Annotated in this window: 14 protein-coding genes; 11 read left to right on the top strand and 3 right to left on the bottom strand. The window is 46.5% G+C overall.

The window, feature by feature from the left end; all coding sequences use genetic code 11:
• Nucleotides 1-25: 25 nt before the first annotated feature.
• The 4 genes from FHS68_RS18155 to FHS68_RS18140 all read left to right on the top strand — a co-directional run bounded on the left by FHS68_RS18155 (nt 26) and on the right by FHS68_RS18140 (nt 4,840).
• Nucleotides 26-1,075: a DUF2278 family protein gene (locus tag FHS68_RS18155; RefSeq protein ID WP_167272855.1), complete on the top strand. Its 1,050-nt coding sequence runs from the start codon at nt 26-28 to the stop codon at nt 1,073-1,075.
• A 256-nt stretch (nt 1,076-1,331) separates the two neighbouring features.
• Nucleotides 1,332-2,303 (top strand): glycosyltransferase family 2 protein, encoded by a 972-nt coding sequence (locus tag FHS68_RS18150; RefSeq protein WP_167272852.1) that lies wholly within the window; start codon nt 1,332-1,334, stop codon nt 2,301-2,303.
• A 3-nt stretch (nt 2,304-2,306) separates the two neighbouring features.
• Nucleotides 2,307-3,980: an ArnT family glycosyltransferase gene (locus FHS68_RS18145; RefSeq protein WP_167272850.1), complete on the top strand. Its 1,674-nt coding sequence runs from the start codon at nt 2,307-2,309 to the stop codon at nt 3,978-3,980.
• Nucleotides 3,977-4,840, top strand: a complete 864-nt coding sequence (locus FHS68_RS18140; RefSeq protein ID WP_167272847.1) for a lysylphosphatidylglycerol synthase transmembrane domain-containing protein — start codon at nt 3,977-3,979, stop codon at nt 4,838-4,840. The genes FHS68_RS18145 and FHS68_RS18140 overlap by 4 nt, the downstream gene beginning before the upstream one ends.
• On the opposite strand, the gene FHS68_RS18135 is transcribed toward FHS68_RS18140, so the two are convergent.
• Both FHS68_RS18135 and FHS68_RS18130 read right to left on the bottom strand, forming a co-directional pair.
• Complete coding sequence (locus tag FHS68_RS18135; protein WP_167272844.1) at nt 4,841-7,186, bottom strand: ThuA domain-containing protein; 2,346 nt, start codon at nt 7,184-7,186, stop codon at nt 4,841-4,843. It lies immediately after the preceding gene.
• A complete protein-coding gene (locus tag FHS68_RS18130; RefSeq protein WP_167272841.1) occupies nt 7,128-8,312 on the bottom strand; it encodes a CehA/McbA family metallohydrolase domain-containing protein in 1,185 nt (394 codons plus the stop codon). Before FHS68_RS18130 ends, FHS68_RS18135 begins: the two co-directional genes overlap by 59 nt.
• A gap of 212 nt (nt 8,313-8,524) precedes the next feature.
• Between FHS68_RS18130 and FHS68_RS18125 the strand changes: the two genes are divergently transcribed.
• From FHS68_RS18125 to FHS68_RS18115, 3 genes are all read left to right on the top strand, one after another.
• A complete protein-coding gene (locus FHS68_RS18125) occupies nt 8,525-11,851 on the top strand; it encodes a SusC/RagA family TonB-linked outer membrane protein (protein ID WP_167272839.1) in 3,327 nt (1,108 codons plus the stop codon).
• A gap of 6 nt (nt 11,852-11,857) precedes the next feature.
• Complete coding sequence (locus FHS68_RS18120; protein ID WP_167272836.1) at nt 11,858-13,639, top strand: RagB/SusD family nutrient uptake outer membrane protein; 1,782 nt, start codon at nt 11,858-11,860, stop codon at nt 13,637-13,639.
• A gap of 109 nt (nt 13,640-13,748) precedes the next feature.
• Entirely contained in the window at nt 13,749-14,315 is a 567-nt protein-coding gene (locus tag FHS68_RS18115) for a dihydrofolate reductase family protein (protein WP_167272834.1), read from the top strand.
• A 92-nt stretch (nt 14,316-14,407) separates the two neighbouring features.
• Here FHS68_RS18115 and FHS68_RS18110 read toward each other — a convergent pair whose 3' ends face one another.
• Nucleotides 14,408-15,376 carry a Na/Pi cotransporter family protein gene (locus tag FHS68_RS18110; protein WP_167272831.1) on the bottom strand — a complete coding sequence of 323 codons (969 nt, stop codon included), beginning with the start codon at nt 15,374-15,376 and terminating at the stop codon, nt 14,408-14,410.
• A 269-nt stretch (nt 15,377-15,645) separates the two neighbouring features.
• Here FHS68_RS18110 and FHS68_RS18105 point away from each other — a divergent pair, with 269 nt between their 5' ends.
• From FHS68_RS18105 to FHS68_RS18090, 4 genes are all read left to right on the top strand, one after another.
• On the top strand, nt 15,646-17,286 hold the full coding sequence (locus FHS68_RS18105; protein WP_167272828.1) for a tetratricopeptide repeat protein: 1,641 nt from the start codon (nt 15,646-15,648) through the stop codon (nt 17,284-17,286).
• 257 nt (nt 17,287-17,543) lie between these two features.
• A complete protein-coding gene (locus FHS68_RS18100; RefSeq protein WP_167272825.1) occupies nt 17,544-20,303 on the top strand; it encodes a TonB-dependent receptor in 2,760 nt (919 codons plus the stop codon).
• A gap of 24 nt (nt 20,304-20,327) precedes the next feature.
• The gene (locus tag FHS68_RS18095) at nt 20,328-21,602 is read left to right on the top strand and encodes a right-handed parallel beta-helix repeat-containing protein (RefSeq protein ID WP_167272822.1); all 1,275 of its coding nucleotides are present in this window, start codon (nt 20,328-20,330) and stop codon (nt 21,600-21,602) included.
• 60 nt (nt 21,603-21,662) lie between these two features.
• Nucleotides 21,663-22,763: a phytase gene (locus FHS68_RS18090; RefSeq protein ID WP_310588595.1), complete on the top strand. Its 1,101-nt coding sequence runs from the start codon at nt 21,663-21,665 to the stop codon at nt 22,761-22,763.
• Nucleotides 22,764-22,787: the final 24 nt, after the last annotated feature.

Here is a 22,787-nt window from a genome sequence, read left to right as displayed (position 1 = left end):
TTTTTAAACACAAAACCAACTTAACATGGGCTTAAAAAATTATCACCTGTTTATTGGAACGTTCGAACGCGGCATGATGGCACCGGACGCAAATCATTATGAAATTAAGCTAAATACAGGCGGCGATTTTTATCGTATCGCTGTCAACGTCCGCTCGCAGGACGGCTCTATGCTGATGACGTTTATCGACGAAAATTTTCAGCATGAATTGTGCGACCGCCTGCTTGCAGCGTTTCCGGAAAACGGGACTTATAACATCAATGATCCGGATAGCCGCCGCCAGTTCGGCCTGGATTTTCTCAGGAGAAACCTGGTTGTTGACTTCAACCAGATGGTAATTCTTCCTAATAACGCCCCCGGGTTGGACAACGACCTTCAAGAGAAGCTGACAGCCCTGTTAAATAAAACTTTTGGGGACGAAGGCGCACGGATTTTTGCATTTGGTGAGCAGTGGCCAAGTACCAGCGCAAAGGACAGGTATTTCCCCGAGATCAAGGATCAGGGCTTGCATGATATCCATATGAACCAAGGCAACCCGACCGGGCGTTTTGATAAGGATAATGGTGTTTATCAGGACGGAGGTATCTTGTTCTACTTTCCTTCACTTAACCGCTGGGCTGTGATCCTGTTGGCTTTCCAAAGCCAGTTTAATACGCTGAACCCAGCCACCCTGCATACGGACGACGTTACCGGGCACAGGATTACCAGTGGAACCGGAGAAGATCCTGACCAGCCAACTGATGTCGATGGAGATGTTGTGATCGTAGGTGCCCTCGTCAATCCGAAAGGGAATGAAGAAGGTAAGGAAAAAGTTATATTGATGAATACGACGGATGAGCCGATCAGCCTGGATGGATGGCAGTTGCTTGACCGGCTACGCAATCCTTTTATCATTAATAATGCCACAATTGGTGCTGCAGGGACATTAGAAGTAATTATTCCTGCTGCCAGCAACCTTGCTTTGGGCAATAAAGGTGGAACGATATCGCTTCTGAATAAGCAGGGTATTAAGACCAGCGGCGTGCAGTATACCAAGCAGCAAGCCCAAAACGAGGGTCGGGTAATTCATTTTTAAAAACCTCACAACGCTTTTAAAGAGGTCGCTCACCGGAGCGGCCTTTTTTTATGACCTCAAATATGCGATTGTAAAAAATTGTATTGTGTTTTACCCGAAATGCTAACTGCCGTGAACCGAGTGTTATTGGAAGATTATCTAATTATTAAAGGTTTAGCGCAAATCAAGGATTTTTTAACAAATTGTTAAGAGTCAGTATTCAATAAACCAGCCAGCTATTTTCCATGTTTCCCGGTCGTTAAGTAAATTTTCTTTTATGACCGCTGCCAGGTTGATTTCCGTGGTAATACCGCTTTTTAATGAACAAGATAATATAGTACATCTGCTCCAGGCTATCAGGCTTGCCCTGACTGGTTATGACTACGAAATCGTTGCCGTTGACGATGGCTCAACAGACCAGACCGTCGAGGTGTTAAGGAAACAGATTGACGACCGGCTGCGCATTGTGGTGCTCATGCGTAATTACGGACAAACCAGCGCCATGGCGGCGGGTATATCAGTATCGGATGGCAAGTATGTGGTCACAATTGACGGCGATCTCCAGAATGATCCTGAGGATATTATCCGGATGTTTGTCCGGGCTTCTCAGGGCGATTGGGACGTGGTGGCCGGCTACCGCGCCAACCGGCTGGACGACTGGCTCTTTCGCAAGCTTCCGAGCAGGATCGCAAACAAGATCATCCGTACGCTCACCGGCGTACACCTGAGAGACTATGGCTGTACATTAAAAATATTCAAACGGGAAATCGCCCAAAATCTGGGGTTGTATGGGGAGCTGCACCGATTTATTCCGGTTCTGGCAAGTATGATGGGTGCACGGATGACCGAGATGCCCGTCAGACATCACAGGCGACTTTTTGGAACCTCAAAGTATGGCCTCGGCAGGACATCCAAAGTACTTGGTGACCTGCTGCTCATGCTTTATATGCAGCGCTATATGAAAAAACCCATGCATCTTTTCGGAGCGATCGGCGGTGCGTCCGTTCTTGGCGGTGTATTGCTGATTTTATCCCAGGTCATATCCTACATTGTCACCGATCACTTGGAAAAACTATGGATTGTATCTGCACTAATGCTTCTGCTTTCAGGGGTATTCATAATCCTGATGGGTTTTTTTGCCGAGATACAAATGCGCATTTACTACGAAGGGTCTGGCAAAACCCCCTATCTGATCCGAAAAATCCTGCAACAAAAAGGAAGCGCGGTTTCAGAGGATTTAAGCATTTAGCGAATGGCACGTTTCAATTACGTTCCTTATATCTACGCTATCCTGATCCTGGCCGTTTACTTTTTTGGACTCAGCATACCGCTTTTTGACGACGACAGCGCACACCATGCACTGATCGGCATGCACATGTACCTCACCGGCGATTACGTAGACCTGATTGACCGCGGCCACGACTATCTGGACAAGCCACACCTTTTGTTTTGGATATCGGCTATTGGTGACGAGCTTCTGGGCGTCGGTACGTGGTCGTATAAGCTGCCGACTTTTTTGTTGGCCCTACCAGGAGTATATGCAACTTTCAGGCTCGCCCGTCGGCTTTATGGACAAAATGCGGCCAGAAATGCAGTTTTGGTCCTGGTGTCATCTCAGGCGTACATTCTTGCGCACAACGATGTGCGGATGGACGCGATCCTGCTTTCGTTCATCATTAGCGCTACTTGGCTATTATACGAATACACCCTCACCAGCCGCATCGATCGCCTGATTTTGGGTACACTATTTCTGTCACTCGCTTTTGCGACAAAAGGTATGACGGGCGCGGCTGTGCCCGTGATTGCCGTCGGATCGCAGGTGTTGTACCAGCGAAACTGGCTGTTCATTCGCTCTTTAAAATGGTTATGGGCAGTTCCGTTGTTCTTTATTTTTATAAGTCCCGTGTTGTTTTGCTATTATCTCCAGTTTGATCTTCATCCCGAAAAGGTGATCCGGGGCATGGGTAATATCTCCGGGGTCGCATTCATACTTTTTTTTCAAAATACCGAGCGTCTGCAGGGTGTCAATTGGGGGAGTTCCGGCGGTAGCGACCCATTTCTGTTCTTTCATTCACTCCTCTGGGCGTTGCTGCCGTGGTGTCTGCTGGGATATTGGGCGGTTTTTAGGAAAGGTTTATTTTTAGTTAAAACAAAATTCACATTTCTTCAGGGCGAAGAGATCATGTGCTGGACTACGATTGTCATCATGTTCGCTATCCTCACTTCCTCAAACTTTCGGTTGCCGCACTACCTGAATATTCTTTTTCCTTTCTTTTCGATCCTTATTGCGGGAGAGCTTGAAAAAGTTGTTTCTACGCAGGCCGAGGGCAAATGGCTGATGATTGTCCAGAACTTTGTAGCGGTGCTCATGCTGCTGTTTGGCCTGATTATTAACTTCTATATCTTCCCGATAAAAAATATCGGCGTCCTGATACTTAGTTCATCAGCATTGGTTTTGCTAATCTGTGAATGGAGGTATAACCGCACCTTTGTGAATAAATTGGTCATGATCTCTTTTTGCGCCTCCCTGTTCGCCAACCTTTTGATGAATGGAAATTTTTATGTACAAATTCAGCAACTTCAGGCCGGACATCTGATTGCAGCCAGGATCAGACAGTTGGACATCCCACTGAAAAATGTGTACATGATGGATTGGAAAAGCCCCTCCATGCATTACTACTCGGAGTATTTCTTTAAGGATGCCGGGTCCGATACGCTTGCGAAACAAACGGATTTTTGGGTTGCAGCACCCATGCAAAGTATCAATTTGCTGGCGCAGGAAAGTCAACTGGAAATCAAAGAATCCTATATTTTTCCTGATTTCGATACGACAAAATTAAAATTCGAATTTCTTAACCCGGCCACCAGGCATGATGCCTGCGATTACATTGGATTGGTTCACCTGAGAAAAGAGCAAAGCGATTGAAGCAATATTTAAAATGGGCCGCCAAGCTGCTGGCTACCGGAGCGCTATTATACTGGGTTTTTTTGCAAACGGACCGGGAAAGTCTTTTTAAGGCATTGAAAGGCTCCAACAAAGTTGCCTTATTATTATCGTTTGTTCCGTACCTCGTTTCCCGGGTATCCGGTGCGATGAGGCTTACTGCCATTTTAAATGCAATAGGGGTGCCTCTTTCCCAGGCCTCAGGCATGCGGCTAAACTGGGTCAGCATGTTTTACGGAATGTTTTTGCCGGGAGGGCTTGGCGGTGATGCCTACAAGCTGATCCACCTAAAAAGACTTTCACCGGACAAAGGCACGCTGCTACTCACCCGGGCGCTGCTTTGGGACAGGTTGATCGGTTTGGTCTTGCTGGTCATGATTACTGCGCTCTTTTCAATGCCTTACTTGTCTTTAAACCTGCGTATTTTAACTTTTGCGGTTGTCCTGGCTGGTTGCATTGTATTCTGGCTGGCAGGTAAACGATGGTTTCCTGAGATTATCCCGCGTCTTGGCAAGCTACTCGCATTATCATCCGTCGTTCAGTCTGCACAGATTTTCTGCATCTGCATCTTACTTTATTCCATACAGGTCTATACTGATTTTGGGAAGTACAATCTCTTGTTTCTGATTTCATCGGCGGCATCAACACTTCCAATCAGCGTCGGCGGAATAGGAGTGAGGGAAGTTGTTTTTTTGAAGGGTGCGGAGCTTTTAGTGATTCCTACGCAAGCCGCAGTCACAGTGAGCGTCCTGTTTGATATTATTGTGACCCTCGCAGCCGCTACGGGATGCATACCAATAATCATTAAGTCACGATCCGGTTCTTCCCTGAAACCGAACTGATCAGTCCAGCTTTCCCGCCCACTTGATGCCTCCCATGATGTGTCGCATGGCATTATCGTCTGTGAAGGTCTCTTTATTATGTCCCAGAGCGGTATAAAACATTCTGCCTTTTTCCACTGAATGCGTCCATGAGATCGGGTGATCGCCGTCCATTTTATACCAGATAGAACTGTACGACTTTTCATTGAGGCTTAGTAAAACCTCAAAACCGGGTTTACCGCGGATATTGTCTTGAAAGTTATACCATTCATCTGCTTTATGCCATCTTGCCGGAAGTCCCTGGTTTGCCGGGTGGGCGGGACTCTCTGTTAAAAGTTCGCCATCGGGAATGTGGGTGGGGAAGAAGGTATGGTCGCGGAACAGCGTCCCAAGTAAGGTGCGATACCAGGGCCAATGATGTTCCGTGTCCCCGGCAGAATGAATACCTGCATATCCGCCGCCATTTTCAATATACTTTTCAAAATCCGTTTTTTGTGAAGGACTTAAAATAGCGCCTGTGGTGGATAAGAACACGACGACTTTAAAATGGGCCAGGTATTTAGAGTTGATCATTGCAGCGTTTTCTGTGACCTGTACGTCCCAGCCGTTTTGTACGCAGGCTTTTCGGATCGCGGCAATAGCTGGTTCAATGGACTTGTGCCGGAAACCGCTCGTTTTACTGAAAATAAGGACATTATCCTGCCCTGCACTTTGAATAGACTCGGGCATTGGAGCATCTCCTTTGGCATTTTTCAGCCGGTATACAAACCAGTTCCTGGCCGTCGCGCCATTCCTTTTCTGTACGATGGTAGCCGCTTTTTCATAAGTTTTAAATTGGTCGCCGTAAATCGCTACAGGGTCAGTGAAATTATTGGATGGCGAAATATAGTAGGCATTGTCCCCTGGTAGTATCGCGTCGTAGCGCTGGTTGAGCCACTGAAATTTGTGCAGATCACTTAATTTACCCATTCCCAGGAGGTTCATTCCCAGAGGATAAGCGACATAGTAGTACAAATGTGCCCCTGGAAACCATTTGTGCACGACAATCGGCGCATCGGGGGACATGACCTTCCCTGCAATGTCTGTTTCTCGTATTTTCTTAAAAGACGGCAAAAGGGCGTCCCAGCCATAGAGATCCAGGGTTGCATCGCCATTTCCAATATTTGGAAAGGATTTTTTGCCCATTGTTCCAGGATACAAATGAATGAGCGGAAGGCCTGCCAGAATGACGAAAAGAATCAAAGCGGAGGAAGCATTCAACAACTGATGGTATAATTTTCCTCTTGCATGGGACAAACCGTTTTCAACAAAAGCAGCGGACAAGATCATTAACGCAACGAACCCTGGTCCGCTCCAATGCGGAAGCGTATCCCGAACCAGGGAAACGAGCGTGGTACAAAGGATGATCGGCAGGCTGCTCCAAAGCAGAAGCTGTACCTGAGTCCGATCTGCAAACCATTTGTTATTCAGGACCGCAGCCATGGTCAGAATAAAAATCACAAACTGAAATGGGTTATTGTATAGGATCTGGCCAAATGTGGTTTTTAAGAATGATTTCCAGCTGATCCCGAAATCGGTGGGCCCGACCCTTTCGCTATGGAAACGCCATGTAATAAAATCATTGTCCATATTCCAGATCAGGATTGGAGAAATAATGACTGCGGTGATTAAAACAGATAGGTACAGATATGGGTTTTTAAGCCAGGCTGGTTTATTAAAAGTAATAAATCCGAGAAAACCAGCCCACAGAAAAACGCCGTGAACTTTGCTCATGATCGCTAGCCCTGCCCAAAAACCTACCCACAGAATCTGCTTATTTTTTATGCTATCTGATTTTGTATGAGCACTTTGTAGCATTGCATACAATGCCAGAAGCCAGAATACGAGCTGGACGGAATCGGGCAAAATAAAAACGCCCGATACGATACTGGTGTAAATGGAGGTGTTGTAGAGGATTGCCGCGATAATGCCCGCCTTCTCATTGCGGACGAGCTTGCCACATTTCGCGATGAGCCAGGTGTTAATGGCCGCACCCACAATGGCTGGCAGCCGCATGAACAATTCGCCGTAATGATGCAGATTGAATGTGAAAAGCCGTATTAAGATTCCTACCAGCGGCGGGTGGTCGAAATGGTTCAAGTCGGGCTGGACTGCGTAGGTAAAGTAGTAAACTTCATCATTTCCAAGGTCAAGGCTGCCAGCGACAATGCAGCGAATGGCTGTCGCAATGATCATAATCCAGAAAACGGAAAACCTATTGCTGCTGATCAGAGGCATGAGTGCATTTACATGTGAACCGGCAAAGGTATTATCTCCATGACAATCTCCTCCTGCTAAATCTTTGACTTTTATTTCGTGGCAGGCCATTCCAAATTATCAGCGCCCACAGTGCGAGGACGCCCACTCCTAACGCCCGGAAAATGGTCGTTTCACCCCCGTCTTCGTAAGCGCCTAATTTCCTGTAACCTGATTTTGAAACGAAAAAAACAGGGTTCAGGTAAAGTGCGGTGCCGTTTTCGTATTTGAAAGTTGCCCGGGCATAATGGTCATCCGGGGAAACTTTGAAATTGATTTTGTCGGTGTGATTTCCCGAAGCGAGTATTTTTCCATTTTGCCCGGTTAATGTTACTTCCCTGGCAGGCTTACTTGTGACAATGAATACCGAGTCGCCATTGACGTCAAATGATTTCACAAGCGGGAGCGAGTCGGGCGATTGTCCCGCGCCGATTACTACCCCGTAACTTCTTCCTGTTTTTAGCGCATTTAAGACATGGTCAGCTGATCTGTCAGGCACATTGACGACGGTGCACATTTCGCCGAGCCGTTTTTTGGCTGGGGCGTTGTGCGTATCATCGTCACCTACAATAAACACTTTTTTGCCGGAAGAAAGCGCAGCGTCCCATTGCTTTGTCGAGATTACAGAAGGACTGAGGACTTCCATGCAGTCGTATCCGCTAACCTGGGAAAGATCTTCGGCGGTATATCCGTTTTTCAGTGCCGGGTGGTTGAGGATCACTACCCGGCCGGATTCGCTGAGGTGTTTCAATACATGCTGCTTGTTGTGGACGGATTGAGGAAAAAGATAATCCAGCCATTGCACGTTTTCGGATCCCAGGACAAGCTGATGCGTTTTATTAATATTATAGCCGTGCTCATAGGCAGAAATATAACCCGGATCGGAAGAATGTGTGGTGTCGATATGGTGATAGTTGGACACGCAGTGCACGCCGTAGTTCAATGCCTTGTAAGCTTCATGTACTTCTTCGGCAGTTCCGTGTCCATTTGTAACGCCTTCCCATGCCCTTGAATGTGCGTGAAAGTTACACTTCACCCAGTCGCCGGCATTTATTGAATCGTAAGGATTAAAGAGGACGGGGCCTTCGAATGGGATAGGGTCGTCGAATTGAAAACGAGCACATAAAAGGTATTGGGATACCAGAAGCCACAATATCCAGGTCAGGAAAATCAAGGCGATGAAACTGAGTATTTTCATGAAAGCAAAGATGGCTTTCTCCTGTTACCCCAGTATTAGCTAAATAAAAAATCAGTCATTATCAATCGCCCCTCACCATTCAATAAATTATCAAATTGTTAAATAGCGCCTTCTGAAAAGCAGTTGTTATAGGAATTATTCAATTTTGCGGCGTTAAGGAGTTCTATCTTATTTCTCATCCATCTCCTATTTTATTCTACAAACTATACGCTATGTTTAGCTGCAAGCATCGGTGGCCTTTTTCAGGGAACACCTTAATCAAATCGCTCGCCTGCTTTGCGTTGATCATTCCGATTGGCGGTAAAAGCTGGGCAAAGACCCCTTATGAGACAAATAGGGCACTAATATCGTCTAACTTGAATGCATCAGCTGCGAAGGCAGAACGCCAGATAAGTGGCAAAGTAACAGACGGAACCTCATCCGAAGGGTTGCCGGGTGTTAATGTCGTAATTAAAGGCAGTCAGACAGGAACTGTAACAGACGTAAATGGAGGCTACACACTGAGCATTCCGGACGAAGGAGCCGTATTGGTTTTTTCATATGTGGGTTACCTCAGTCAGGAAGTCAGTGCAGGTACCAGATCGACGATTGATTTACAATTAATTGCCGATGCAAAATCGCTCAACGAGGTAGTCGTTGTAGGATACGGAACGCAAAAGAAGGTGAACCTGACCGGTGCTGTGGACCAGGTAGGGCCGGAGGTATTTCAAAACCGCCCCATTCCAAATATTGCGCAGGGACTTGTAGGTGCAATTCCCAATCTTAACCTGCGAATGCTGGATGGAAAGCCAACGCAGTCGCCCAGCTTCAACATCCGCGGGACGACTTCAATCGGACAGGGCGGCAATGCACTGGTATTGATCGACGGTGTGGAAGGTGACCCCCGCGTGCTGAACCCCAACGATATTGAAAGTATATCCGTTTTGAAAGACGCCGCTTCGGCTTCCATTTATGGTGCCCGGGCGGCATTTGGCGTGGTGCTGATCACAACAAGAATGCCGGTGGAGGGTAAGACGTCTGTATCCTACTCAGCCAATTATTCAATCAAATCACCCACCGAGGTTCCTGATAATATTACCGATTCCTATCCATGGGCTAAGGGATTCAGCGATGCATGGTCGAGGTGGAATGACAATGGAAGTACGCCGACGGCGATCAACAAAACGATCAGCTTTTCACCGGCCTACCTCGCCGAACTTAAGAGAAGATATGAAGATCCGTCCCTGCCGAGAATAGAAGTAAACCCTACTACTGGTGAGTACCAGTATTTTTACAGTACCGACTGGTATAAAGAGCTATACAAGAAGCGTTTCAGTGCGCAGGATCACAACCTATCCATTTCCGGCGGGAGCGACAAGGCTACATTTTTATTGAGCGGCCGTTACAATGGTCAAAGTGGTTTGTTCCGTTACAATTCGGATGATTACCAGATGTACAATTTACGTGCAAAAGGAAGCATCCAGGTTGCTCCGTGGCTGCGCATTGATAACAACACCGAGTATTCGTCCCAGAAATACCATCAGCCACTAAACGTAGGAGAAGGCAGCGGTATTTACCGGAATATTGCCGATGAAGGACACCCACTGGCCCCTTTGCTGAATCCTGACGGAACATTGTCTTTTTCAGCAGCTTACACAGTCGGAGACTATTATCTCGCCAAGAGTGGCATTGATAACACCCAGCGGTTTTTGAAAAACCAGATTGCTGCAAAGGCGCAGTTCTTCGATAACGCTTTGTCTGTACGTGCAAACGTAACATTCCAAAGCACTGACATTGGTACGCAGCAGAACCGTGTGCAGGTACCTTACAGCCGTTCGAAAGGCGTGATTGGTTACACAGGGACCAATACGAATGACATCATGCAGAGAAAAAGGACGACCAATTATCTGGCGACGAACTTCTATGCTGACTATTCTAAAACGATTAATGAATCCCATAACCTTACATTGCTGGCCGGTATCAACTACGAGCAATCTGTGTACAGCAACGTTGCTGCCCAGCGGAATGGGATCGTTTATTCCGGTGCCGACGACATTAACCTGGCCCTGGGACAGAGTATTGTAACAAATGGGGGCTATCAGAAATGGGCGATTGCAGGAGGATTTTTCCGTGTGAACTACAACTTCCGCGAGCGCTACCTGCTCGAAATCAACGGGCGTTATGACGGATCTTCCAAATTCCCCACCGACCAGCAATGGGCATTTTTCCCGTCTGCATCAGCTGGCTGGCGAATTTCCGAAGAGCCTTTCTGGAAGGTTAGCCCCAAGGTTCTTTCCAATGTAAAACTGCGTGCTTCTTATGGCTCGCTTGGAAATGGAAATATCGACCCGTACACATTTAATGAGCGATTTTCGATTGGACAGTCCGGTAGGGTTATCAATGGAATAAGGCCACAGGCAACACGCCAGCCAAACGTGGTTCCCGATGGACTTACCTGGGAAACTTCTACAACCGGCAATGTTGGTCTTGAATTCAGCAGTATGAATAAGCGCCTGACGTTTGTCGGAGATGTGTACCGCCGGTGGACAACGGATATGTTCACGAACGGTCCAACGGTCCCCAATATCTACGGTACCAATGTTCCGAAAGGCAACTACGCCGATTTAAACACGACAGGATGGGAGCTTTCCATCAACTGGGCGGACCATTTCACGATGGCATCCAAACCATTCAATTATAGTGCTCGGTTTATCCTTGCCGATTCGAAAGCTATTATTACCAAATACAATAACCCGGACAAAAATCTGACTGACTACTACGAAGGACAGCGCATCGGGGAAATCTGGGGGTACCGTGTGGAGTGGTTATTCAGGTCGGCAGCTGAAATAGCTGAATCGCCTTCTCAGGCCAACATTCCGAACACCAATACCCGCAAAAATTATGTGGGAGATATCAAATTCAGAAATCTGGACGGCGACAATGTGATCTATCAGGGCTTGAACAGGGTAGGGGATTCGGGTGACAAAACGATTATTGGGAACTCGGAGCCACGCTACACATTCGGTTTAAATCTTTCAGGTGACTGGAACGGGTTTTTCTTAGCCGGACTTTTCCAGGGCGTTATGAAGCAGGATTGGTACCCATCCGCCGAAGCGCGTTTTTGGGGACAGTATAACCGCCCATACAATGCATACCCACGCTGGCACCAGGATAATATGTTCCGCGAGGAGCTTGGTAATTTCGACGCATACCTGCCACGTCTTGTTGGCTACACAGCGCAGGGCACTGGCCGGGCTTTGCAGGTCGCCAACGACCGTTACCTGCAGAATGCTGCATACATCAGGCTAAGGAACCTTCAGGTAGGATACACTATTCCAGACCGCATTGTTTCGAAAATCCACGCGAGCAATCTGAGAATTTACTTGTCAGCAGAAAATATCTGGACCTGGTCGCCGATGTACAAATGGACACGTGATACTGACGTAACAAACATTTACGGATCCGACCGCGATCTGAGCAATCCTCAGGGAACTGCCGGAGACGGTTACAATTATCCAATGCTGAAAGCCGTATCAATGGGTCTGACACTCAACTTTTAATCAATCATGAAAACGACAAAGATATTTAACTATACCCTGGCCCTGTTGCTACTGGGCAGCGCCAGCTCCTGCGATTTGACCGAAGTGCCTGTTGATACGGCCACCAATGAAGCCGTATTTGGTTCAGAAGGTGGTTTGGACTTGTATGCCAATTCATTTTACGACTTGCTTCCCAATACGGACGTGGGTGTATTCCAGGACGACGACATTTCGGACCTGGTAGCGCGCAACGGCGTTGACAATTACCTCGCACCCAATGCACTTAGCCCGATCACTAGCTCGGGATGGGATTTGAATGCATGGATACCGCTTCGAAATATCAATTATTTCCTTGAAAACGCTGAGAAGAGTGAGGTACCAACCAAAACGCATTACATGGGGGTCGCTCGGTTTTTCCGTGCCCTGTTCTACTTTGACAAAGTAAAAAGGTTTGGCGATGTGCCATGGATTGATAAAACAATTGATGTGAATGATCAGGCGGCGCTTTATGGCCCCCGCACAGACCGGTTCGAGGTAATGGATAATGTATTGGCCGACTTGAACTACGCGATTGAAAACATCACATTAACTTCCGACCCAAGCGTTACGAGGATTACGAAGAATGTGGCACGGGCGTACAAAACGCGTATCTGTCTTTTTGAAGCATCTTTCCGCAAATACCACACTGAGTATAACAAGCAATCCACTGCCAACACCTGGTATGAGGAAGTAGTGAAAGAATCAAACAATATAAAAGGTTTCACCCTGCACGAGGGCGTGTCTCCGGACCGGGCTTATCGCGAACTATTCATTGCCAAGGCTGCTTTTACAGACGAGACAATCCTTTCGGTTGCATTGAGCGCAAGTCTGCAGGTTTTCAGCTCGGCCAACCGCCGGTTTATCAGCCCTACTTATGGTAACCGCCCGAGTCTGACACGCCGATTTGTCAATACCTATCTCAATCTGGACGGAACACCTTTTACAAGCAAAGCAGGCTATCTGACCACTCCTTTTGTGGAGGAGGTAAAAAACCGCGATTTACGGCTAAAACAGACCATCCGCGTAGGAGATTATAAAAGGACTGAGAATGGTATCCCCGTAGTTGCCCCACCAAATTTCAGCCAGACTTATACTGGATACCAACCAATCAAATGGAGCTACGACGAGCGCTTTCCATACGATGACGAAAGCCGTAATGACAATGCGCACATCATCATGCGCTGGGGAGAAGTACTTTTGAACAAAGCAGAAGCATTGGCCGAGCTGGACAAAATGACTGCCGCAGACTGGACTGCCACCATCGGTGCTTTGCGCAAAAGAGCCGGCATTACCGGAGTTACGCTCACCACAGTGCCCACGGTAGCGGATCCCTATATGGTATCTTTTTTCGCAAATAAGTTTACCAGTCCCGTCTTACTGGAGGTACTTCGCGACAGAGGTACAGAATTGATCTTTGAAGGCCTCCGTCCTGACGACCTGAGAAGATGGAAGCTGGGCGAATTGTTCCAGACCGCGCCGATGAACGGAATGTACGTTCCTGCTTTGGGGGAGTATGACCTTAATGGTGACGGAACCAAAGACGTTTACTTCTATCAGGGAACCAAACCGGCTTCTACGACGCCAGGGATTGCATTTGTGGATGTTAGTCCCTCAACTGCCGTAGGAAGATTGCAGCTTTCCAAAGGAACTTCGGGTGAAGTGATATGGAACCCGGGAGCGCGTGAATGGGCCGATAAAAAATATTTGTACCCCATTCCGGAAGCAGACCGCACCCGGAATCCTGCGCTGGGTCAGAACCCAGGCTGGTGACAATAGATTTTTTGCTGTTATTTCTTTACTAAGGCTGTATTTTTCAATGCAGCCTTAGTAATTTTAGATGAGCAATTATCTGTTATAACTTTTAAGCCCCTGGCTGTCAATGAGAAAGGTAGTTTTATTTGCGCACATCTCGCTGGATGGTTTTGCAGGAGATGTCAATGGCGGACTGGGCTTTTTGACCTATAATGAAGAATTACAAGAATATGCGGATGAACTGGTAAAAACAGTGGGCGCTCCCTTATATGGAAAGACTACCTACCAATTGATGGAAGGTTATTGGCCTACTGTATTGAACAACCCCGATGCCAGTAAACAATCGCTCGCACATGCTCAATGGGTGCAGCATGTTCCCAAAGTAGTGTTCTCAACGACTTTGGACGAAGTGACATGGAACAACACTACTTTGATCAAAGAGAATGTTGTAGAAGAGGTGGACAGACTCAAACAACAACCAGGCAAAGACCTGGTGATATTCGGCAGCCCCGGTCTCGCCAAAAGTTTCATGAATCTGGGGCTGATAGATGAGTACAAACTCACCTTGCATCCCGTGATATTGGGAAATGGTATTAGGCTATTCGACAGTCACGAAACCATCAGTTCCCTGAAATTGCTTGAATCAAGAACGCTTCAATCAGGGGTAATTACGATGCATTATTCAGTGAATTGATCAAAGCGAAGGACTCTGTTTTTATTTGCTCTGAATATCCCCCATAAAACAGCCAAATCTTAGAGACGCGAATGCGACGTTTGTAGCTTGCGTTAACCAGTGGTTAAAGACGGTTCATTCTCCGGTACTTTTTCTTTATTAGGAAGCAAGCGATCAAGCAATCTTTCGACCATCGGAATAAAAGGTAAGAACAAAATTACTCCGGCAATGTTGAAGATCATGTGCGCATTAGCAATCTTCTGTTCTATCACGGCAGATCCTGAAACCCACTCAATAAGTTTATTAAATAATGGAAATACCGCCAGTCCAACAGCAATACAAATGATGTTGAAGGACAAATGGAAGAGTCCAGTCTTCACCGCTTGTCTATCCGACCGGATGGTTGCAAGTAAAGTATCCGAGCAGGTCCCCAATTCGGCACCTAACATAACCGCTATTGCGCCGGGTAAATGGATGAGTTCTTTTTTGGCTAATGTAATCACCATCCCAACTGTTGCTGAGGACGACTGGATCACAAGTGTAACCAATGCACCTATCAATGTGCCGCGCAGGGGATTATCCAGCTTTTCCATCCAGGAGAGAAATTCTGGATGATCTTTCAATGGCTCAACAGCCCTCTCCATTGTATATAAACCAAAAAATAAAATACCGAAAAACAAAACCACACGTGCCGTTTTGGTAATTTTTTCGCTTTTGGCAAGAAAGCTGAAAACCAAACCGAGAAAAATTGGGATTGGCGAATATTGCCCAACGTCCAGCGCAATAAGCTGGCTGGAAAACGTGGTCCCGATATTAGCGCCCATCACAATTCCAAGCGATTGCCGGAATGACAATGCTCCTGTATTGACCAGCACGATCGTCATGATAATTACTGCCGATGACGAATCCAGCAGGATGGTCGCTACGGTTCCGGTGAGGATCGAGGCTATTAAATTCTTTGTAAAAAGGTTTAACCACTTGTTCGCCTTGTTGCCGATCAAATCTTTTAATGTATCGGACAAATTATTGATTGCAAACAGGAAAAGGCCAAGCCCGCCGAGCACCATTAAAAATATATCCATGTGCAGACTTTCTTAACAAGATAGCGGCTTTAATGTTATGCAAAAGTTAATTTACAATTCGCCGGAAACCGGCTATCACGCTATGCTCTTTTGACAATTTGATAAACATTATTGGTCATTTGGTACTGTTTCAAATATGGATTTTAGGTTTTGATCCCTTTTTTTTATTAATGTCGAAACCAAAACCGTCCTATATTCACGATTGCGTAACATTCAGGTAAAATACGGGTACAATGCTTCTTTTAGATTTGTGTAAAACTGTCTTGTAGATGAGGTATAGGTCTTGCCTGGTAATGTTGATCAGCTGCTGCATGATTGCGGGCATTTGCCCCGCACAGGAAGACCTGTCCCCGGATCCGGAAAGCAATAGCGAACGGATTATAAGCACTTTCTCCCGGCCCGACTCCCTGCTTCTGGTAACAAAAGAAAAGTACAATCTGGCTATTAAAAATGATAAGGAATTGGAAGCCGCGGGTTATCTTCAGCAAATGGGCCGGATATTGTTTTTCTCAGGACATTACCCGCAATCACTTGATTATCTGCTTAAAGCGGATAAAATCTATCGAAACGGAAATGATAAAAGCCTGCTGGCAGAAAACCTGGGCGTAATCGGGGAGCTTTATTACCGGAACAGGCAGAGTCCATTGGCCCGAAAACAATATGAAGAAGCACTGCAATATTATGAGGACTTGAAAAGTGAAGCCGGGAAAGCAGGGATATTTGGGAGGATAGGACATTTATATGAGAAAAAACAGCTTTACGACAGCGCTTTCTATTTTCAGAACAAGGCACTTCAGGCTTACCAGCACGCGAACAACCGGGAAGGGACCGCTAAAATCTACGAGAACCTGGGAAGCATTTATGAAGATCAGGAACGTTACGATTCGGCTTACGCCAACTTCAACCGGGCTTACACATTAAATAAGCAACACGGAGATGAAAGGGCTCAGATTGAGGTGCTGAACAACCTGGGAGATGTGCTGCGAAAAACCGGGCAATATCGAAAAGGGTTGGTTTTTAGTTTTCAGGCATTGGCACTGGCGCAGCGGAAAGACGAATTTTATCAGCTTTCGGGCGCGTACAACGACATTGCGAAGGGATACAATTTCCTGAATAAAAACGACAGCGCTTTTTATTACCTGGCGCTGAGCAGGGAGTTTCTGAGTTCCATTTATTCGCAAGAAAGTAATAAGCAACTCGCTCTGCTGCAAACGCTTTATGACATTGAAAAAAAGGACAACGAGATTGAAAAACTGACCCAGGCGAGGAGGGCAGACCTTGTATTTGCGATTGCGACCGGGGTTGTGGTGGTCCTCGTCATTTTAATCGCTGCGCTAATCCTGAGCAGGCAACGATTGAAATTCAAGAATGAACAAAAGCTTCATGCACAAAACAAGCAGGTATTTGAAACGCAGAGCCAGCTGATGGAAGTAGAATTACAGAATAAAAGGTTGCAGGAGGAAAATCTTAAGCAGCAATTGGAAATCAAAACAAAGGAATTGAGTAGCTATACCCTACATGTCATTCGCAAGAATCAGCTGCTGGAAGATTTGCAGTCGAAGTTGGAAGAATTGGGGAAGGAGGAAAAGCGTGACCAGAAGAAACAGATCCGACAGCTCTCGGAAAAGATCAGGCTGGGACTGAACGATGACCAGCATTGGGAAGAGTTCCGAACGATTTTTGAACAGGTACACCAATCATTTTTCGACCGCTTGCAGCAGCAGACAGATTCACTCACTTCCAACGACCTGCGGCTGATCGCCCTGATCAAAATGAACCATACTTCCACGGACATTGCCACTTTACTTGGTGTTTCGCAGGATAGTTTGCGGGTGATGCGGCACCGTTTACGCAAAAAGCTGAACCTGGCCCAAGGCGACAATATTTCTACCTATATCCAGTCAATCTAGGCTGGTAACATTAGCTTAACATTGAGGTAACATAATGTTAATGGCGTAAAATTATTGTTGTAACTAACTGATTTTTAACCAAGTAATACCTTTATGTACTGCCTCAATCTTTTTTGTAACGCCAATTTTCGCCCAGCTGCTTTTTTGTAACGCCCGCTATTGGGCAGCCTACTCATTCTTTTATCACCTTCGCAGCGTCATTGCCGGAAAGCAAAAAACGCAGTGACTTGATTTTCCAACCGTCTGCGATTTGAAACATGATCTATAAAATTTATGCATGCCTGGTATTGTCGATCCTGACTTCGGTAATACTTCATGCAGGTACCGTGAAAGGGAAATTACTGGAAGCCGCCACCGGGGAGCCTGCATTGGGTGTGGTGGTTACCATAGAGGGCACCGACTTCCATGATGTGTCGGGAATGGACGGGACTTACAATATACCAAATGTCAAAAACGGATCCTACCGGCTGGTTACGCACCATATTTCTTATGCTTTGCTGCAAAAGGATTTCATAATAAGCGCCAATCAAGTAGTTCAGCTGGATCTGTCACTTGAAACGGCCAGCGATTTGAAACTCAATGAAATAGCGGTTTTTGGTAAAAAAGACGGAGCTAGTGACAATATGGCCAGGTCTTTGGAACGGAATGCGAGTCAGGTCATGAACATTGTTTCCGGTAAAACGATCCAGATATCGCCTGACCTGACTGTTGCCAATGTTATTCAACGGGTTTCTGGCGTAAGCATTGAACGTAACAGCAACGGGGATGGGCAGCATGCTATCCTGCGCGGAATGGACAAACGGTACAATTATACATTGGTCAATGGTGTGAAAATCCCCAGCCCGGACAACAAGTACCGCTATGTGCCATTGGACATTTTCCCGTCCGATCTCTTGGACAGGCTGGAAGTGTACAAAGCCTTAACGCCGTCGATGGAAGGGGATGCGATCGGTGGGGCAATTAATATGGTGATGAAAGATGCGCCGGACCATTTTACCTTATCTGCCAATGTTTCTACCGGATATAATGAATTGTTCGTGCAGCGTGATTTTATGGGTTTCGATTTTCGTAATATTCAGTCGAAATCACCTTACGAGAAGAATGGTAACCAATACAATGCAACGCCCCAGGATTTTTCGAAAGCAGCCATTGATTATCATTCCAAATCACCCGCTCCTAACCTGCTTGGAAGCCTTGCTATTGGAAACCGCTATTTGAATAATAAGCTGGGCATTTTGTTGGCAGGAAGCTATCAGAATACCTATCGAGGAAGTAATAGCTTGTTTTTTGACTCCCAAACCGTGGATACGCTGCAAGGCGAAACATTGACGAAAATGAATGAAAGGCAGTATTCGGAACAGCAGATTCGATATGGCCTGCATTCGAAAATTGATTTTCGGATCAGTGAGAAACATAAGATCCAGTTCTACAATGCATTCATGAACCTGACCAATGTGCAGGTAAGAGACGTAAAATCGACCCAGCTGACCATTGGCGGCTACGATCCGATCCGCGGGAATGCTACCCTCGGATTTGCAACCCGGTCGAGACTGACCAAACAGCAGATATTAAATAGTACGCTTCAGGGAAAGCATCAGTTGTCCAACAAGTTTGCATTGCAATGGTCGGCCGTTTATTCGAAGGCAACCAATGAAGTACCCGACAATGTAACTGTACCCTTGCTGGGAATCCGTGAGAATTTTATCGAAAAGCGCACAACCGTGGATGACGCCACCCGAAGATGGGAGCATAATTCTGACCGGGATTTATCAGGATATCTGAACCTGACCTACACTATGCCAATTGGCGCGATGCAGGGAGAATTGATGGCAGGGGGATTGTACCGGGACAAAACAAGAAGCAATTTTTACAATAATTATCAGCTTCGCCCTTCCCGTCCATTTGATGAATACGGCGTTGACTTTACCGAATATGCTCAAATAGGTTGGGTGATCCAAAATCCCCGTGGTTCTGTCGCGTCAGCCTTGAATTATGATGCCAGCGAGAAGATAACAGCCGGTTATATACAGTTCAAAGCAAGTTCTGAAACATTGGAAATATTGGGTGGGCTCCGCGTGGAAGCAACCGATCAGGGGTATGAAATGCTTTTTCCAATAGGTGAAGACAGACCGGAGGGAAGCCAGGTTTACACGGATCTATTGCCGAGCCTTCATTTGAAATACAAAACGCGAGAGAATGTCAACCTTCGGGCCTCTTATTTCCGATCGCTCAACCGGCCGGGCTTTTTCGAAATTGTGCCTTACCGGATTGTGCAGGAAGAATATCAGGAACGCGGCAATGCGGATCTGAAAAGGGCTATTGCGGATAACATTGATTTGCGTTATGAGCTATTTCCAAAGCCTTCTGAGCAGATCATGTTAGGGATTTTTTACAAACACATTAAAGACCCGATCGAGTACACTTTGCAGCGGGATGCAAATCGCGGGCAGGACATTTATTACGCGCCGGGCAACTTTGGAAATGCAGCCAATTATGGATTGGAAATTGATTATATCAAATATTTCAAGATACTCGGGATCAAGGCCAATTACACTTATACCCATTCGCAGATCACCACTCCCAAGTCCAAAAGGATTAGAAATGCCATTGGCGACCTGGAAACGATCAATGTAGACCAGACGAGGCCGCTGTATGGGCAGTCCGCACATGTAGCCAATCTCTCGGTACTATTAAAGGATTCGAAACGAGGTATCGATGCCCAACTTTCCGGCTCGTATACAGGTGACCGTATCAACACAGTCGCGCAGTTTGTAAACAACGACCTTTGGCAAAAAGGCTTTGTACAGATGGACGCATCGCTTGAAAAAACCTTCAAAAATGGTCTGGGTATATTTTTAAAAGCCAATAACCTGCTCAATACACCGATGGAAGTATATATGAAAAGCCGAAGCCCTGCGAATGAAAATGTTCCCAATCAGAACAGTGCAGGCAGGACGCTCGTACGCAAGGATTTTTACCAGCGGTCATACCTGCTGGGGATACGATTTAAACTTTAAACAATTCACATAAAATCAAGTAAAATGTACAATCTGAAAATGAAAAGCACAATGATAGCCGCCAGCCTCGCGATTTTCGCTCTGGCAGGATGCAGCGACGACACAAGTGAGCCGACACCGGTGATCCCGCCAGTTGTTCAGGAATCCGTATCTGGTGAAGTTTCTGGTGTTTGGACCAAGGGAGGAACCTACAAGATAACTGGGCACATCCTTGTTCCAGCGGGAAAATCATTGACCATCGAAGAAGGCGCAACGGTATTGTTCAGCGATTCGGTTGTGAAGCCGGAAGTGGTCGTGCTGGGTAACCTTTACAGTATGGGATCTGCGGAGAAACCTGTGAAATTTACGGTGCCAGATGCATGGAAAACGGCAGCGAACCAATTTGGAAACCTTTGGGGCGGTATTATTGCAGGACCAAACTCGACAGAATTAGTCCTTAGCAACACCATTCTGGAATACGGCGGCGCAGTGACTACCGAAGAATCGCCATCCGTAAAAGCACAGCTTTACAAAGCGGAAGCGGGAGAACACGTTCCGGTTGCCTATTTTATGAATCTGGCTGGAAAATTTGTCGTGGTGAACAGTATCATCCGGAATTTCAATGAAGACGGTTTTTATATTGAAGGCGGGAAGGTGATCATTGCCAACAATATGTTCTATACAACGGGCGTATCCGGCGGTGATGCCATCAACATTAAGTCTGGCGTGCAGGCCGATGTCGCATTCAATGTTGTTTACAGCCCCAATACCAATGCGCTGAAACTTTCCAATTCGGGTGAGCGCAGCCCCCAGGCTTATGTAGTGGGTTATAACAATACGATTATCAATGCTGGATGGAGAAGACCTACTACCAAAGGAGGATCGATCTGGCTTGAAGCGGGCGTGCGCGCAGATTTGTATAACAACCTGCTTGCGAATGACCGGTATGGAATCAAAAGAAATGCGGGCGAACCGGAGGATAAACGTTCGGTAATTGCGAACACATTTTACTACGGCGCCGACCAGGTTACTGCCAACCAGTTCCAGCCTTCTACCGAAATCGTGAAAGGGCTTAATGACATGATCTCGACCAAAGCCGGAGAAAACGACCCGAAATTTGTAAATTATCCGTTGACGACTGCGACCAACAACGCAAATTTTGATACAGCCTGGGATTTTCACTTGCAGGCAGGATCTCCCGCATTGGGTAAGGGTAAGACAGATTTTGCCCGCTTGTATGCCGATGGCATTGTGGTGAATGGAGTTACTTACAAATCCCCGGCACCTGCCAATTACGCAGGCGCATTTGGAACAAAATAACAAATCCTCCCTCCCGGCAAAAGCATTTGCAGCGCCGGGAGGTTTTTTAATTCTGACTTTGTGAAAAAAACGAATATCTTATTTTTGAGCCTGGGAATATGTTTTTTTTCTTGCGGGGACAAAAAGCAGCTTGCCAAAAGGGCGACCGGCAGTGAACGTGCAAACGATTCTCTCGCTGTTTTAAAACCACTTTACATTACAGATACCGTTGCCCACGACACAGACGATCCGGCAGTGTGGATCAATCCCGCTGATCCCGCAGCCAGCCTGATCGTCGGAACTGACAAGGACCAGGACGGTGGCTTATACGTTTTCGACCTGCACGGAAAGCTTCAAAAAAACAAAACAGTACGGGGCCTGAAACGGCCGGATAATGTCGATATTGAATATGGGTTCGTGTTAAAGGGTAAGAAAACGGATATTGCTGTCACTACCGAACGGTTTACGCACAAGCTGCGGATTTACTCCCTGCCTGATATGCTTCCGATTGATGGGGGAGGAATTGAAGTTTTTACAGGGGAAAAGGGCGTGAATGAAAGGGACCTGATGGGCATTGCACTTTACAAAGCCAATTCAGGTAACATATATGCGATCACAGGCCGGAAATCCGGGCCAACCGACGGGACTTACCTGTGGCAATATTTGCTGGAAGACAACGGAAAAGGGAGAGTCAAGGCCAGGCTGGTCCGTAAATTTGGAGCATATAGCGGCTTGAAAGAGATAGAATCGATTGCAGTAGATGATGAGCTCGGCTATGTGTATTATTCGGATGAGGGCAAGGGCGTGCGAAAATATTATGCCGATCCTGAAAAAGGAAACAAAGAACTCGCGCTGTTTGCTACCACGGGTTTTACCGAAGACCATGAGGGTATCTCTATTTATCAGTTAACAGACACCACCGGCTACATTGTCGTTTCAGACCAGGGTGCCAATTGTTTTCAGATATTTCCGCGTGAAGGGGATGCCAAGGATCCAAATAACCACCCTTTGTTGAAAAAAATAAAGGTATCCGCTAACAAAAGCGACGGCTCAGAAATGGTATCGGTACCCTTGAATACTGATTTCACCAAAGGGCTTTTCATCGCCATGAGTGATGACAAAACTTTTCATTTGTACCGATGGGAAGACATCGCTGGCCTAACATTAAAGGAAATACGATAAAAAACCTGCTATAAAAAGCCCGTT

Source organism: Dyadobacter arcticus (assembly GCF_011762185.1).
Lineage (GTDB): Bacteria > Bacteroidota > Bacteroidia > Cytophagales > Spirosomataceae > Dyadobacter > Dyadobacter arcticus.
This window is presented reverse-complemented; position numbering and strand designations above follow the sequence as displayed.